Below are 14,036 nucleotides of genomic sequence, written 5' to 3' on the forward strand. Positions count from 1 at the left end.
CGCTAGACCTGCCGACGCGCTCGCCCGACGACGCGCCGTGGCAGGTGGTCGCCAGCCTGGTGCTTGCTCCTGTCGTCTACGGCGCAGCGGCGGTAACCGGCTTCTACATCGGCGCACGTCGTGAGCTGACGGCGAACCGGCACGAGCAGGCCCTCGCCGCCGAGCGCGAGCAGGCGCTTGTTGCCGACACCGTCCGCGCGGCTGAGCGCACCCGCATCGCCCGCGAGATGCACGACGTGCTCGCCCACCGGCTGTCGCTGCTCGCGACCTACGCCGGCGCCCTCGAGTACCGGCCCGACGCCCCGCCCGAGCGGCTGGCCCAGGCGGCCGGCGTGATCCGGACGAGCGTGCGCCAGGCCCTCGACGACCTCCGCGACGTCATCGCCCTGCTGCACGACGAGCCGGCCGGTGCGGACACCGGCGAGCGGGACCGGCCGGTGCCCGAGCTGGCCGACCTGCCCGGGCTCGTCCAGGAGTCCCGCGCGGTCGGCACCCCGGTCGAGGTGCGTGACCAGGTCGCCGACCCGGCCACGCTGCCGGGCCGCACCGGCCGGACCGCCTACCGCGTCCTGCAGGAGGCGCTGACCAACGCCCGCAAGCACGCCCCGGGCCAGCCGGTGCGCATCGCGCTCGACGGCACCCCGGGCGCCCGGCTGGAGATCGACGTGCGCAACCCGATCCCCCGCGAACCCCTTGCCACACCGGTGATCCCGGGTGCGGGCCGCGGGCTCGTCGGCCTCACCGAGCGGGTGCGCCTCGCCGGCGGGCGACTCGACCACGTCGCGGACACCGGGGAGTTCCGGTTGCACGCCTGGCTACCGTGGCCACCCGTGAGCGAGCCGGTGGGCGAAGGATGACACAGATCAGGGTGCTGGTGGTCGACGATGACGCCCTCGTGCGGGCCGGGCTGACCATGATGCTCGACGGCGCCGACGGCGTGGCCGTGGTCGGCGAGGCGGCCGACGGCGACGCGGTGCCCGCGGCGCTCGACGCGCACCCGACCGACGTCGTGCTGATGGACGTCCGGATGCCGCGCGTGAACGGCATCGCCGCGACCCGGCGGGTGCGGGCCCGGGCACACCCGCCCGAGGTGATCGTGCTGACGACGTTCGACACCGACGAGAACGTGCTCCGCGCGCTGCGCGCGGGCGCGTCCGGTTTCCTGCTCAAGGACTCGCCGCCCGCGGAGATCGCCGAGGCGGTGCGCAAGGTCGCCGCGGGCGAACCGATCCTGTCCCCGCGGATCACCCGCCGGCTTATGGACCGCGCGGCCACCGACGCCGGCGCGTACGACCGGGCGCGTGCCGCGCTGACCGCCCTGTCCGGGCGGGAGCACGAGGTCGCGCTCGCCGTGGGCGAGGGCCGGACGAACGCGGAGATCGCGGAGCGGCTGTTCGTCTCGGTGGCGACGGTGAAGGCACACATCACCCGCATCCTCACCAAGCTCGAACTGGGCAACCGCACGCAGATCGCCCTGCTGATGCACGACGCCGGACTCCGCTGAGCGGTTGCCGGGACACCCGGGCGGGTCGAAGATGAGCGCGTGCTGGAGTTGCTGAGCCGCCGCTGGCATCTGGTCGTGCTGCGCGGGGTCGTCGCCGTCGGGTTCGGAATCGTCGCCATCGCCTGGCCGGAGATCACCGTGCTGGCGCTCGCCGTGCTCTGGGGCGCGTACATGCTCCTCGACGGGATCACCTCGATCGTCCTGGGCATGGGGCGTGGGAGCGACCGGACGTACCTGATCGCGCTCGGCGTGCTCGGCATCGCCGCCGGCGTGATCTCGTTCGTGTGGCCGCGGATCACGGTCGTCGTGTTGCTCGTCGTCATCGCCGTCTGGGCGATCGTCGCCGGGGCCGTGCAGGTCGCCGCCGCGATCCGGCTGCGCAAGGTCATCAGCAGCGAGTGGTTCCTCGCGGTCTGCGGCGTGGTCACGCTCGTCCTCGGCCTGCTGTTGATCGTGCAGCCGGCCGAGGGCGCGATCGCCCTGCTGATCGCCATCGCCACGTTCGCGATCGCCTGGGGCGTGGTGCTCGTCGTGCTCGGGCTACGGCTCCGCCAACTGCGCGACCGACTGCCCGAGACCGCCACCTGACCCTGCCGCTCTGACCCTGCCGCTTGACCCCGCCGCCCGGCCCGAACCAGGAGGAGACATCACCGTGCAGACGTTGTACGTGGCGAAGGCGACCTCGACCGGATCGGGCCGCCAGGGCCACGTCCGGTCCGACGACGACGTGCTCGACCACGAGCTCAGCATGCCCAAGGAGCTCGGCGGCGCGGGCGGCCCCGGCACGAACCCCGAGCAGCTGTTCGCCGCGGGGTACGCCGCCTGCTTCCACAGCGCGCTGCGGCTCGTCACCCGGAGGGAGAAGGTACGGGTACGCGACTCGTCGGTCCGCGCCGAGGTCGGCATCGGGCCGGACGGCGACGGGTTCGGGCTCGCCGTCACGCTCGTCGTGGACCTCCCCGACGTCGAGCGCGACGCCGCCGAGAAGCTCGTCGCCGCGGCGCACCAGGTCTGCCCGTACTCGAACGCCACCCGCGGCAACGTCGACGTCGAGCTGCGGGTCACGGAGCACTAGCCTGCTGGCCGAGACCCGGTGGCCTGGGTGCCACCGGGGTGGCGACGACGAACGAGCTCGTCGTCTGTCCGAAGAGGAGGAAGGCGTCGAGCACGCCCTCCAGCTCCTCGACGGACGGGACGTGCACCTTGATCAGGAAGCAGTCCTCGCCGGAGACGCGGTGGCACTCGCTGACCTGAGGCGTGCTCCGGGCGAGCTCGGCGATCTTCGGCAGCTGGCCGGGACCCGGGCGGATGCGCACCCAGGCGGTGACCGGCAGCCCGATCGCGGTCGGGTCGAGGTCGAGCCGGTAGCCGCGGATGACGCCGGCCCGCTCGAGCCGGCCGACCCGCTCGCGCACAGCGGGCGGGGACATGCCGACGGTGCGGGCCAGCTCGGCGGTGCTCTGCCGGGGGTTCTCGGCGAGCGCGCGCAGGATGCTTCGGTTCACGTCGTCGAGATCGCTGTTCGGTAAGCCCACTGGCGGTCTGGCCGGCCTGATCGAAGGCATTCGGCGCTCCATCCCGTCGATCCACGCTGTGCTTTGTGACTCGCGCCTTCGAGAATAGCTCTCGATGAGTCGGCTCCCACCGCACGCGTACTTCGTGGTCAGCGCGGTGTTCCACTACCTCGGCCCGGCGTTCGCGGTGCTGTTGTTCGCGAGTGTCGACGTGCTCGGGGTCGCGTGGCTGCGGATCGCATCGGCCGCGGCGATCTTCGCGCTGTGGCGCCGGCCGTGGCGGGTGTGGCGGTCGCTGGACCGGACGACGCGGTGGCTCGTGGTCGGCTGGGGCACGGTGCTCGCGGTGATGAACTCCTGCTTCTACCTGGCGATCGACAGGCTGCCGCTGGGCACGGTCGCGGCCGTGGAGTTCCTGCCGGTGATCGCGCTCGCGGCCGTCGCGACCCGGACCGGCCGCAACGCGGTGGCGGTGCTGCTGGCGGCCGGCGGGGTGTACGTGCTGAACGACGGGCGGCTGGTCGCGTCGCCGTTGGGGTTCGGGTTCGCGGCGGCCAACGCGGTGTTGTTCGCGCTGTACATCGTGCTGGGGCACCGGGTCGCGCGGAGCCCGCGAGTGCGCGGGATCGACGGGCTCGCGCTCGCGATGCTGATCGCCGCGGTGGTGGCGCTGCCGATCGGGCTCGCCGACGCGGCGCCGGCGTTCGCCGATCCGGTGGCGCTGCTGGCGGGGATCGGTGTCGGCGTGTCCTCGTCGGTGATCCCGTACGTGTGCGACCAGCTGGCGATGGCCCGGCTCTCGCGCGGGACGTACGCGCTGCTGGTCGTCCTCCTCCCGGCGACCGCGACGGTCATCGGCGTCGTGGTGCTGACCCAGGTGCCGACCGTGGCCGAGCTGCTCGGCGTCGCCCTCGTGGTCGCCGGTGTGGCGGTACACCGCGACCGGCACGCGGATCACGCGTCATCATGGCGGGCCGGTGCGCCTGAGCACGCCCGAGTCGTGCACCAGCAGGCAGGTCGCGAGCCACAGCCCGCCGATCAGCCAGCCGGCCAGGACGTCGGTCGGCCAGTGGACGCCCAGGTAGATGCGGCTGACGCCGACCGCCACGACGAGGATCAGGCCGGCCGCCACCACCGCCAGGCGAGCGGTCCGGGTCGCGAGGCGGCTCGCCGCGAGCGCGGTCAGGACTCCGAGCACCACGGTCGACGTCAGTGAGTGGCCAGACGGGTAGGCCCAGCTGTGCACCGGCACCAGGTGCCCGTCGTCCGGCCGTGCCCGCTCGATGACGACCTTCAGCAGCGGGCCCAGCACCAGCGCGCCGATCGTCGAGCCGGCGACGAGCACGGCCTCGCGCCGGCGGTGGCCGGCGACCCCGAGCCACACGGCGATGCCGAAGGCCAGCGACACGAGCACGGCCGAGCTGCCGATCGTCGTCAGCGCCGTCATCAACGCGGTCAGACTCGGCGAGCGCCGCTCGATCAACCACTCACGCGTCGCCGTGTCCACCGCGACCAGTCCACCGAAGGTCGCGGTCAGGCCCGCGACCGCCAGGGCCAGCACCCCGACGAGCGCGACGCGTGTGGCGGGCATACCGCCACGCTAGCCTCGCCGCGATGGCTCTCCGATGGCTCTCCCGTCAGACGCCGGGTCATCGCCACAGGCCGACGAGCAGCGTGATGAGGACCGCCTTCAGCAGCCAGTCACCGGCGTGGAGCGCGGCCAGCCGCCACGGCACGTCGTCCCAGACGACCGAGCCGGTGAGGATCGTGACGGGGAAGGCGAGCCAGACGCCGACCGCGAGCAGCAGGACGCCACCCACGCCGTCGATCCCCAGCTCACCGACGGCGACGGCGAGCGAGCCGGCGATCACGAGGCTGCGCATCAGCTCGGCCGCGATCTTCCACGCCGGGGGGCGCTCCTGCGCGGCCGGTTCGGCGCCGAGCAGCGCGGTGCGGAGCTTGTCGAAGGCGGTGTAGTAGACGGTGCTGGCGACGAACGCGGCGACGGTGGCCACGGCGACCGCCCAGAGGTTGATCATGGCGTGCTCCCCGGAGTCCAGGCGCCCCCGGCGGGCGCCGTCACCCGAGACGTAGCAGCCGACCGCCAGATCTCGACACCACGGTCCCGTAGTAATCGTGCAAAGGCCAAGTGCCCAACCAACGCAACCTCAGGGGACCGTGACGCCACCCAGCCACAATCAACCGAAAATCCGCACCGTTGGCTGGAACGCGACCAACACTTTTAATTCCGGGGAGGCGGGCTAGGGAGGCGGGGGCTAGCCTCCTCGAGGAACGCGGCCGCCTTGTCCGGACTCATGAACCAGTGCTGAAAGTCCGACGGGTCTCCGAAGCCGTTCGCGAACCGGCGGGCGACCACCGGGTTCTGGGCGGCCGCACCGATGATCTCCAGCACGTGCGGGGGCGGCGGTTGCAGCATCGCGTTCGTCCACGCCGTCACGTGCTGCGCGTAGTCCCAGTACTTCTCGAACGTCCGCTCCATCCACGCGCGGTCGAACGGGTCGTCGCGCGCGAGGATCTCGTCCAGGTACAGCGCGGCGCAGTGGCTGGCGTTGTTGGAGCCCTGGCCGGTGATCGGGTCGTTCGCCACGACCACGTCCGCCATGCCCAGCACGACCGCACCCGAGGGCAGCTCGCCCACCGGGCGGCGCACGACCGGGGTGTAGCCGCCGATCAGCGAGGCGCCCGGGTCGGTCATCACTGCGTTGCGGGAGCGCTCGTACTCCCACGGCAGGTAGGTGCGCATCAGCTCGAGGATCCGGCGCAGGTGCTCGTCGGGCCCCGGCCGGTCGCCGAACACGTCGAGCGGGCCACCGGGAATGCCTTCGAAGAACAGGATGTCACAGTTCCCGGTCACCGTATAGCACGGGATCATGAACAGCTCGCCGACGCCCGGGATGATGTTGAACCGCACCGCGGCGAAGTCCGGGTGCTCCGGCCGCGGCTCGACGCCGTGTGTGTACACAAGGGACAGTGCGCGCTGCGGCGTGGTGAACGGCGACCGCGACGGGTCGCGGTCGAACAGCTGCACCAGCTCGCCCTTGCCGGCGGCGACGATCGTCAGGTCGTACATCGACGCGAGCTTGTCGAGGTCGGCCGTCGTCACCCCGTGGATGACCAGCTGCCCGCCGCGCGCCTCGAACAGCTCCAGCCAGCCCGCCATCTTCACCCGCTGGTCCACCGACTGGCCGTAGGCGTCTAGCTTGGCCACCCAGTCGAGCGCCCGGCTGCTGTCCGGCGCCGCGATCGACACGCCGATCCCCTCGAACGGGACCGTCTGCTCCTCCCACAGGTTCAGGCCGTGGTCACGCTCGTGCTGCAGTGCGGGCCCGAACATTCCCTGGGTCGACATCACCCGGCCCTCCCGGATCTCCTCCGGGGTGCGCGCCGACATGACGGTCACCTCGAAGTCGTGCTCCAGCAAAGTCAGGGCGAGTTGCAGGCCGGACTGGCCTGCCCCGACGATCAGGACCTTGCGCATTGTGTTGACTGCTCCTCCGGGGTGGGACAAACGGTGGGTCGCCCGCGGGCTACCCGGGCGCGGACACCTTCGAATGCGTGAGCGAGTGCGTGACGACCCGTTGCAGCACGCCGAGCGACGACGCGCGGTCGCGGGCGTCGCACTCGATCAACGGGATGTCGTCCGCGAGCCTCAGCGCGTCGCGCACCTCGTCGAGGTCGTGCGCGTACTTCCCCTCGAACCGGTTGATCGCGACGATGAACGGCAGCACCGAGTCGTGCTCGAAGTAGTTCACCGCGGCGAAGGACTGGTCGATCCGGTTCGTGTCGACCAGCACCACCGCGCCCAGCGCACCGCGGGACAGGTCGTCCCAGAGGAACCAGAACCGCGACTGGCCCGGCGTGCCGAACAGGTACAGCAACAGGTCGGAGTGCAGGGTGATCCGGCCGAAGTCCATCGCGACCGTGGTGGTCGACTTCCTGCCTTCCGGCGGGAGGTCGTCGATCCCCTCGCTCGCCTCGGTCATCCACGCCTCGGTGTTCAGGGGCGCGACCTCGGACGCCGAGTTGACCATCGTGGTCTTGCCGACCCCGAAGCCACCGGCGATGACGATCTTCGCGGATATCGTCAGCAGACCCGCGTCAGACGGGAAGCTGCTTGAGTCCATCGAGGATCCTCTCCAGCACTTGCGGGTTGTTCTGGTAGGCGTACGCGGTCGGGTGGATGTACACCGCGTTCTGTCCGGCGAGGTCGCTGATCAGCACCCGGACCACGCCGAGGGGCAGGGTGAGCGTCGCGGACAGCTCCGCGACCGACATGCGCCGGCACGCCCGGGTGTACAGCGCCCGCGACTCGGGCATGAGCGAGTCGGCGAGCACCGGGTCGAACTGGGGCACCGAGATCAGCGTCTCCACCAGCAGGTGGTGCCGGGTTCGGGTGCGGCCACCCGTGAGCGCGTACGGGCGGACCCGCCTGCTCTTCATCTTGTTCGTCTTCGGTCGGGCGCCATTGCGCGAGTCTGCGCCGATGTCAGAGCTGGACACCGTGATCACGTCCTTGGCGTGGTAGGTCATGCCTGGGGGCGGCGCGCGGTCAGCACCCGACGCAGGTCCGCGCGCAGCTCCGGGGTCAGCGCGTGGCCGGCGTTGGTGACGAACTGCGTCATCTCGTAGGCCACGACTCGCATGTCGCACTCCTGGCTCGTGAGCACGGCGAGGCCGGCGCCGGTACCGATGCCCATGAACAGGAAGTACCCGCGGGTGAGCCGGATGATGATCTGCTCGCAGTCACCCTTGCCGTACAGGGCGGCGCTGCTGCCGGCGAGGCTGAGCAGGCCGCTCGCGATCGCGGCGAGCTGCTCGGCGTCGTCGGGCCGCACGGCTTCCGACGCGGTCAGCGGGAACCCGTCCGAGGACGTGATCAACGCATGGCTGACGCCATGCACCTTGTCCACGAAGTCGTTGAGCAGCCAGGTGATGTCGCTGGCCGCCGGAGTCTCGTTGGCGGCGGTCACGACGTGGTTCTCCCGGACTGCTGGTCGTGCGCGTGCTCCCGGGCGGTGTCCAGGCCGGCGGGAAGCATGGTTCCGTGCGGCGGGGTCGGCGTGGAGTCCGCCGCGGGGTCGAACATGTCGTCGGGCGGATGGCCGGATCGCTCGGGCTCGGCGTCCGGTTCGCCCTCTGGCTCGGCAGTCGACTCGGCGGTCTGCTCGGCGGTCTGCACAGCCTCCGGCTCCGGTTCGGCCGCCGTCTCGGTCTCGGCTGCGGCCGCCGGCTCGGGCGTCGGGTCCCGCACCGGCTCGTGCGTGGTGTCGGGCTCCGGTGCGGCGTCGGACACGGCCTCGTGTTCCGGCGCGGCTGCCTCGCCTACCGCCTCACCCGCCGTGTCACCCGCCGTCGCGTCGGCCCGCACCGGGGACAGGTCCGGGTCCGCACCCGCGGGCCAGCCGGTCTCCTTCGCGGCCTGCTCCCCCGCGGCGAACGCGTCGAGGTCGGCGAGCAGCTGCTCGTGGCCGGCCTTCTCCTCCTCCGGGGTCATCGGGGGTGGCGGCTCGGGCGTCGAGTCGTCGCCGTGGTCGGGGCTCTTGATGCTCCGCGACACGCGACGCGGCAGGCCGTTGACCGTGAGACCGGGCTCGGTCAGGTCCGGCGGCTGCGGCGGGCGGGTGACGACCCGGCCCCCGCTCGGTGTGCGCTTGGGCAGCCCGCCCGCGGTGGTCGCGGTGTGCTCGGCGGCGGGCCGCGGACGCGGCGGGCGCCGGACGGGCGGGATGTCCTGCGGCTCGGCGGCCGGCTGGTTGCTCGCCGCGGCGGGCATGGCCACCGTCTGCGAGCCGGACCAGGTGTTGTCCGGCAGCTCGCACAGCAGTGCGCCGGGCAGCAGGACCGTGGCGGTGGTGCCGTGCGGGGAGCGGCGGTCCAGCCGGACCCGCATCTCGTGGCGCGCGGCGAGCCGGCGCACCACGGCGAGACCCATGTGCCGCACCGAGTCGTCGGTCAGCTTCGGCTCGTCGGACAGCCGGCTGTTCAGCTCGGCGACCCGCTCCACCGGCAGGCCGATGCCGTCGTCCTCGATGCGCATGAGCACGCTGCCCGAGTCCGTGAGGTGCGCGCTGACCCGCACCGACGTTTCCGGCGGCGACTGCTTCGCGGCGTTGTCGAGCAGCTCGGCGAGCAGCCGGCTGAGGTCGTCCGCCGCGATGCCGACCACGCCGAGTGAGAGCACCCGGCCGATCGAGACGCGCGAGTACCCGTCGATCGAGGACATGGCCGCGCGGATCACGTCGACCAGTGACGCCGAGTCGGAGACGGCGTCGCTGGCGTCGCGGCCGGCGAGTACGCGCAGGTTCTCGGCGTTGCGCCGCAGGCGGGTGGCGAGGTGGTCCAGCCTGTAGAGCTCGGTCAGCCGCTCCGGGTCGGCCTCCGACGCCTCCATGCTCTCCAGCAGCGACAGCAGCGAGTCGACCAGGTTGAGGTCACGCAACGCGATGCTGGCGCAGATGTCGACGACCGCGCCCTCCGGCTCCTGGTGGATCATCGACTCGCGCGAGCCCTCGATCACCCGGGGCAGCGTGGCGGGCGCGTTGCGGGGCGTGTCCAGGAACTGGACCGCCGCCACACGGGAGCGTTCGAGCAGGTCGCGGGAGCGTTGGAGCAGTTGTCTGGTGCGGGTGGTCATTGTGTCCCAACGGTTTCTCGTCACGAGCGGGAGCGGGGCCGACTGCGGACGGCGACCCGGACATGTAATCAGACCTGTTGAGGAGTGTCTACGAGTGGTCTGCCATCCACTGCGGACCGTAGTCGAGATAGGAACGTCCACAGTGGATAGTCCGAGACCGTGACGGGCGACAATGCCGGTTTACTACACGACCGGGTGATAACTGTCAGTCGTCGGCGGCCTCGGCGGCCTTCTCGGCCGCCCGCTTCCGCCGTTTTCCCTCGTGCATCGCCACGACCCGGGCGACCGGGATCTCGTGCCCCTCGGCGACGAGGTCGGCCGGCAGCGGCTGCGGCTCGGGCAGCGCCGCCGCCCACGGGTCGGCGTCGCCGAGCAGGGCAGCCGCATTGCGGATGGTGAAGTCGCGCGGCACGACGTCGTCCGCGTCGGACCAGGCGACCGGGAACGACACGGGCACCCCGGGCCGCAGCCGCGGGCTGTACGCCGTGATCACGGTCGCGCCGTGGGCACGGGTGGAGTCGACGAAGACCCTGCCGCCGCGTTCGGCCTTCACGTACGCCGTGGTGGCGAGGTCGGGGTCGAGCGCCGCGGCGCGTGCGGCGATGGCCCGGGTGGCCGCGGCGGCGTCGTCCGGCTCGGTGCCGGCGATCGGCACGAACACGTGGACTCCCTTGGCGCCGCTGGTCTTCAACCCGCCGACGAGCCCCAGGTCGGCGAGCGCCTGGCGGACCAGCTTGGCCGCGCCGACCGCCTGCCGGAAGCCCTCGGCACCCGTTCCCTCCGGCGGGCCTTCCGGCGGGTCGAGGTCGAGCACCAGGTGCGTCGGGCGGCCCAACTCGGCGGCGCGGAACAGCGTGGCGTGGTACTCGACCGCGCGCTGGTTGGCGAACCAGAGGAGCGTGCGCCGATCGTCGCACAGCGCGTAGGACACCTCCCGGTGCGAGGCCTCGGCCCACAGCTGGATCGTGCGGACCCAGTCCGGCGTGTACTTGGGCACGTTCTTCTGCATGAACGGCGCCTGCCCGGGGCGCACCCGCATCACCGAGAGCGGCCGGTCGCGCAGGCCGGGCAGGATCCTCTCGGACACCGCGTCGAGGTAGTCGACGAGGTCGCGCTTGGTCGCGTCGGCACCGTCGAACAGGGACGCGTCGAGGTTGGTCAGCGGCACACCGTCCCGCGACTCGTCGCTCTTCGCCGGACTCATGGCTCGCTCCGCCGCATGCGGACAGCTCACCGTGCCGGCGGGCGTTGGTCAACACGCGATCGTGCGACCCTGCGGCGAATCCGGGTCAGATCCTCGGCCGGTAGCGCGTCGGCCACGAGCAGTCGCGGCAGCAGGTCCGGCTCGGTGGTCATCGCCCGGAAGGCCAGTTCGACGCTGACGTCGTGGTCCGGGCGGTGCGTCACCACGACCCGGTCGCCCGCGCGGATGTCGCCGGGCACGAGCACCCGCAGGTAGGCACCGGGCCGCGCGGCCTCGGTGAACCTCCTGATCCAGCCGGCCTCGGCCATCCAGCCCTGGAACGTCCCGCACGGGATCCGCGGGCAGGACACCTCGAGGACCACGTCCGGCCCGATCCGCCAGTGCTCGCCGACCAGCGCGCCGTCCACGTCCACGCCGACCGTCGTCAGGTTCTCCCCGAACACGCCGTCGTTCATCCGACGGCCGAGCCGCTCGGCCCAGACGTCGAGCTCCTCGCGGGCGTATGCGTAGACGGCCTGGTCGTCGCCGCCGTGGTGCGCGAGGTCGTGCACCCGGTCACCGGCCAGCCCGACCGCGCCGGTCCCCTTCGGCCCGGGCGCGGCGACCGCGACGGCCCCGGCGACCGGTCGCTTGTCGATCCCGGTGACCGCGCCGGCCTGCCACGGGTTGTCCCGGGGCACCCCGACGTTGACGGACTCGAGCACGGCCATGCCCACCACGCTATGCGCCGGCCGCCCCGGCATCCAGCGGGATTCTCGCCGCCGGACCTGTTCTTCAGGTGGTCAAGCGGGTGTGCAGGGCGGCGAGTTCGGTGTCGGACAAACCGTTCCCGACGAGGAGGTCGGGCATCGTCAGTGACGCGATCGTCGAACTCAGCGATGCCTCGATGGTGGTGCCGTGGCTAGCCAGGATCTCGCTCACAGCGGCGAGTTGGTCGCGAGCACCGAGTTCGTCGTATCGCTGCCTCATCCGGTCGTAGGTCAGCAGGTAGTCGGCGATGATCTCTTCCGGCGCCGCTCCGGCCAGCGTGAGCAACACCAGGGCGACCAGCCCGGTCCGGTCCTTGCCGCCGGCGCAGTGGAACACCACGCATCCCGGCGCGGCGCTGGCGATCGCCCGCACGGCGCCGACCACCGGCTCCGGGTGCTCGGCCAGCATCGCCGGGTAGTACAGCGGCGAGGCCAGGTTGTCGATCTTGCTCCAGTGCTCGTAGAACGGTGTGCCGGCCGGGTCCAGCGGTACCCGCACGGTCGTGATCCCCGCCGGTCTCGGCGCGCGGTCCGGCTCGCACTCGTCGGCATGGCGCAGATCGACGACAGTGCGGACCCCGTAGGCCCAGACCGCCGCCCACCCGGCTTCGCTCAAGCGCGTCGGCGCCTCCATGCGAACCACCGCACCCGGCCTGGCCTGCCCCAGCCCGCCCAGATCGCGAACATTGACACATCCGTCCCACGAAAGCTCTCGGTCACCGGTCACCTCCACGAGACGCGTCACCTCCATGCACGGTTGGCTTGTGCGCCCTGTCGGTGCGGCCATCTAGGCTTGACCTCCGGTGATCGGTTGTGGAGGCAGGTGCGTTTGGGCTCGAGGTGGACGGTGGAGCGGGTGCTCGGGCTCGCCCCGGACCCGGGCTCGGCCCGGGCCGCCCGCGCGCTGGCCCGGCCGCGCCAGTGGTCCGCGCTGGGCAGCAACGACTCGCTGGTGTGGGGCAGGTGCCAGGGCAGCGCGCGGGAGCCGTACCAGGTCACGGTCGACCTGAACGAGCCCGCGTTCCGCTGCACGTGTCCCAGCCGCAAATTCCCCTGCAAGCACGGGCTGGCCCTGCTGCTGATGTGGGCGGCGGGTGACGGGACGGTCGCGGACCTCGACGCGGCCGCGGACTTCGCGCGGGCGTGGGCCCGCGACCGGGCGGAGCGCTCGGCACGGCAGGAGGCGCGCGCGGCCACCGGCCCGCCCGACGCGGAGGCGCAGGCCCGGCGGGTCGCCGAGCGGGAAAGCCTGATGACCGCCGGCCTCGACGAGTTCGAGCGGTGGCTGTTCGACCTGGTACGCCAGGGGCTCGCCGGGGTTCGCCGGCAGCCGCCGGGCTTCTGGGACACGGCGGCCGCCCGGCTCGTGGACGCGCAGGTGCCGGGGCTCGCGGAGCGGGTGCGCGCCATGGGCAGCGCGGTGCACGTCCGCCCGGACTGGGCGCCGTACCTGCTGGCACAGCTGGGCCGGTGGTACCTGGCGGTGCGGGCGTGGCGGCGGCGGGCGGGGCTGTCGCCGGCCACGATGGGCGACCTGCGGGCGGTGCTGGGCTGGTCGCGGCGGCGGGACGAGGTGTTCGCCGGTGAGCGGCGCCGCGACCGGTGGTGGGTGGTCGGGCTGAGCCAGGAGGAGGACGAGCGGCTGCTGTCGCAGCGGACGTGGCTGTACGGCGAGGACACCGGCGAGGTGGCGGTGCTGCTGGACTTCGCGGCGGCCGGCGGCGCGCTGCGGGTGCCGCACGTGCTGGGCTCGGTGCTCGACGTGGAGCTGGCGCTCTACCCCGGGTCGCCGCCGCGCCGGGCGCTGCTGGCCGACGAGCCGGTGGTCACCACGGGTGCGGGATACCCGGCGCCGACGACCGTGCTGGGCGCGTTCGATGTGGCAGCCGGGTGGCAGGCGGAGAACCCGTGGCTGAGCCGGATCCCGATGACGCTGGGCGCGGTCACGGTCGTGTCCGGTGGTTCCGGTGGTTCCGGTGGTTCCGGTGGCGGGGACGGTGCGGTGCTGGTGGACGTGGACGGCACGGCGCTGCCGCTCGCATCGGACACCGACGTCTGGCCACTGCTGGCCCTGTCCGGCGGCCATCCGGTGGACCTGTTCGGCGAGTGGTACGACGGCCACCTGCACCCGTGCAGTGTGGCCGCCGACGACCGCCTGGTGTCGGTGTGAACAGGACGGTGGGTAGCGCGGCGGAGCGGGCCATGGGCCCGGGGACGTGGGATGCCTTGCTGAGCACGGCGATGGTGGGCACCGGCCGGCGTGCGGTGCCGGCCGACGCGTTCGCCGGTGTCGTGGATCCGTCCGATGTGGACGGTTTGGTCGGCGCTGACGGCCCGGAGGCCACGGTGCTCGCCGCGGCGGCCGTGCTCGGGGCCTACCGGCGCGCGGGCCGGCTGCCGCCCGCGTGGC

General features: G+C 72.5%; 16 protein-coding genes and 2 pseudogenes. 7 read left to right on the plus strand and 11 right to left on the minus strand.

The window, feature by feature from the left end:
- The 4 genes from ACRDTB_RS33305 to ACRDTB_RS33320 all read left to right on the plus strand — a co-directional run.
- Nucleotides 1–857, plus strand: an 857-nt coding sequence (locus ACRDTB_RS33305; protein ID WP_431436192.1) for a sensor histidine kinase, incomplete at its 5' end; no start/stop codon positions are given.
- Nucleotides 854–1,504 (plus strand): response regulator transcription factor, encoded by a 651-nt coding sequence (locus tag ACRDTB_RS33310; RefSeq protein ID WP_431436193.1) that lies wholly within the window; start codon nt 854–856, stop codon nt 1,502–1,504. The genes ACRDTB_RS33305 and ACRDTB_RS33310, both read left to right, overlap by 4 nt.
- 39 nt (nt 1,505–1,543) lie before the next feature.
- Entirely contained in the window at nt 1,544–2,092 is a 549-nt protein-coding gene (locus tag ACRDTB_RS33315; RefSeq protein ID WP_431436194.1) for an HdeD family acid-resistance protein, read from the plus strand.
- 64 nt (nt 2,093–2,156) lie between these two features.
- Nucleotides 2,157–2,579 carry an organic hydroperoxide resistance protein gene (locus ACRDTB_RS33320; protein ID WP_431436195.1) on the plus strand — a complete coding sequence of 141 codons (423 nt, stop codon included), beginning with the start codon at nt 2,157–2,159 and terminating at the stop codon, nt 2,577–2,579.
- Here the strand turns inward: ACRDTB_RS33320 and ACRDTB_RS33325 are convergent.
- Nucleotides 2,566–3,009 (minus strand): Lrp/AsnC family transcriptional regulator, encoded by a 444-nt coding sequence (locus ACRDTB_RS33325; RefSeq protein ID WP_431436196.1) that lies wholly within the window; start codon nt 3,007–3,009, stop codon nt 2,566–2,568. The genes ACRDTB_RS33320 and ACRDTB_RS33325 overlap by 14 nt on opposite strands.
- Before the next feature lie 358 nt (nt 3,010–3,367).
- Between ACRDTB_RS33325 and ACRDTB_RS33330 the strand changes: the two are divergent.
- A pseudogene (locus ACRDTB_RS33330) lies at nt 3,368–3,940 on the plus strand (EamA family transporter); the annotation flags it as partial.
- A gap of 42 nt (nt 3,941–3,982) precedes the next feature.
- Here ACRDTB_RS33330 and ACRDTB_RS33335 read toward each other — a convergent pair.
- From ACRDTB_RS33335 to ACRDTB_RS33380, 10 genes are all read right to left on the minus strand, one after another.
- Nucleotides 3,983–4,609, minus strand: coding sequence for a phosphatase PAP2 family protein (locus tag ACRDTB_RS33335; protein WP_431436197.1), 627 nt, complete (start codon nt 4,607–4,609; stop codon nt 3,983–3,985).
- A 58-nt stretch (nt 4,610–4,667) separates the two neighbouring features.
- Complete coding sequence (locus tag ACRDTB_RS33340; protein ID WP_431436198.1) at nt 4,668–5,057, minus strand: DUF1761 domain-containing protein; 390 nt, start codon at nt 5,055–5,057, stop codon at nt 4,668–4,670.
- Nucleotides 5,058–5,260: 203 nt separating this feature from the next.
- Nucleotides 5,261–6,517 carry a styrene monooxygenase/indole monooxygenase family protein gene (locus ACRDTB_RS33345; protein WP_431436199.1) on the minus strand — a complete coding sequence of 419 codons (1,257 nt, stop codon included), beginning with the start codon at nt 6,515–6,517 and terminating at the stop codon, nt 5,261–5,263.
- A 49-nt stretch (nt 6,518–6,566) separates the two neighbouring features.
- On the minus strand, nt 6,567–7,163 hold the full coding sequence (locus ACRDTB_RS33350) for a GTP-binding protein (RefSeq protein ID WP_431436200.1): 597 nt from the start codon (nt 7,161–7,163) through the stop codon (nt 6,567–6,569).
- Nucleotides 7,138–7,479: a DUF742 domain-containing protein gene (locus tag ACRDTB_RS33355; RefSeq protein WP_431436207.1), complete on the minus strand. Its 342-nt coding sequence runs from the start codon at nt 7,477–7,479 to the stop codon at nt 7,138–7,140. Before ACRDTB_RS33355 ends, ACRDTB_RS33350 begins: the two co-directional genes overlap by 26 nt.
- Before the next feature lie 86 nt (nt 7,480–7,565).
- Nucleotides 7,566–8,009 carry a roadblock/LC7 domain-containing protein gene (locus ACRDTB_RS33360; protein WP_431436201.1) on the minus strand — a complete coding sequence of 148 codons (444 nt, stop codon included), beginning with the start codon at nt 8,007–8,009 and terminating at the stop codon, nt 7,566–7,568.
- Nucleotides 8,006–9,673 carry a sensor histidine kinase gene (locus tag ACRDTB_RS33365; RefSeq protein ID WP_431436202.1) on the minus strand — a complete coding sequence of 556 codons (1,668 nt, stop codon included), beginning with the start codon at nt 9,671–9,673 and terminating at the stop codon, nt 8,006–8,008. Before ACRDTB_RS33365 ends, ACRDTB_RS33360 begins: the two co-directional genes overlap by 4 nt.
- Before the next feature lie 205 nt (nt 9,674–9,878).
- Nucleotides 9,879–10,877 carry a DNA polymerase domain-containing protein gene (locus ACRDTB_RS33370; RefSeq protein WP_431436203.1) on the minus strand — a complete coding sequence of 333 codons (999 nt, stop codon included), beginning with the start codon at nt 10,875–10,877 and terminating at the stop codon, nt 9,879–9,881.
- 26 nt (nt 10,878–10,903) lie between these two features.
- Nucleotides 10,904–11,587, minus strand: a complete 684-nt coding sequence (locus ACRDTB_RS33375) for an MOSC domain-containing protein (RefSeq protein ID WP_431436204.1) — start codon at nt 11,585–11,587, stop codon at nt 10,904–10,906.
- A gap of 64 nt (nt 11,588–11,651) precedes the next feature.
- Nucleotides 11,652–12,413 carry a tyrosine-protein phosphatase gene (locus ACRDTB_RS33380; protein ID WP_431436205.1) on the minus strand — a complete coding sequence of 254 codons (762 nt, stop codon included), beginning with the start codon at nt 12,411–12,413 and terminating at the stop codon, nt 11,652–11,654.
- Between the two features lie 60 nt (nt 12,414–12,473).
- Here ACRDTB_RS33380 and ACRDTB_RS33385 point away from each other — a divergent pair, with 60 nt between their 5' ends.
- On the plus strand, nt 12,474–13,796 hold the full coding sequence (locus ACRDTB_RS33385; protein ID WP_431436206.1) for an SWIM zinc finger family protein: 1,323 nt from the start codon (nt 12,474–12,476) through the stop codon (nt 13,794–13,796).
- Nucleotides 13,793–14,036: pseudogene (locus ACRDTB_RS33390) on the plus strand (hypothetical protein); the annotation flags it as partial. The gene ACRDTB_RS33385 and the pseudogene ACRDTB_RS33390, both read left to right, overlap by 4 nt.

Origin of the sequence: Actinophytocola sp. (assembly GCF_050699935.1) — a bacterium.
GTDB lineage: Bacteria > Actinomycetota > Actinomycetes > Mycobacteriales > Pseudonocardiaceae > Actinophytocola.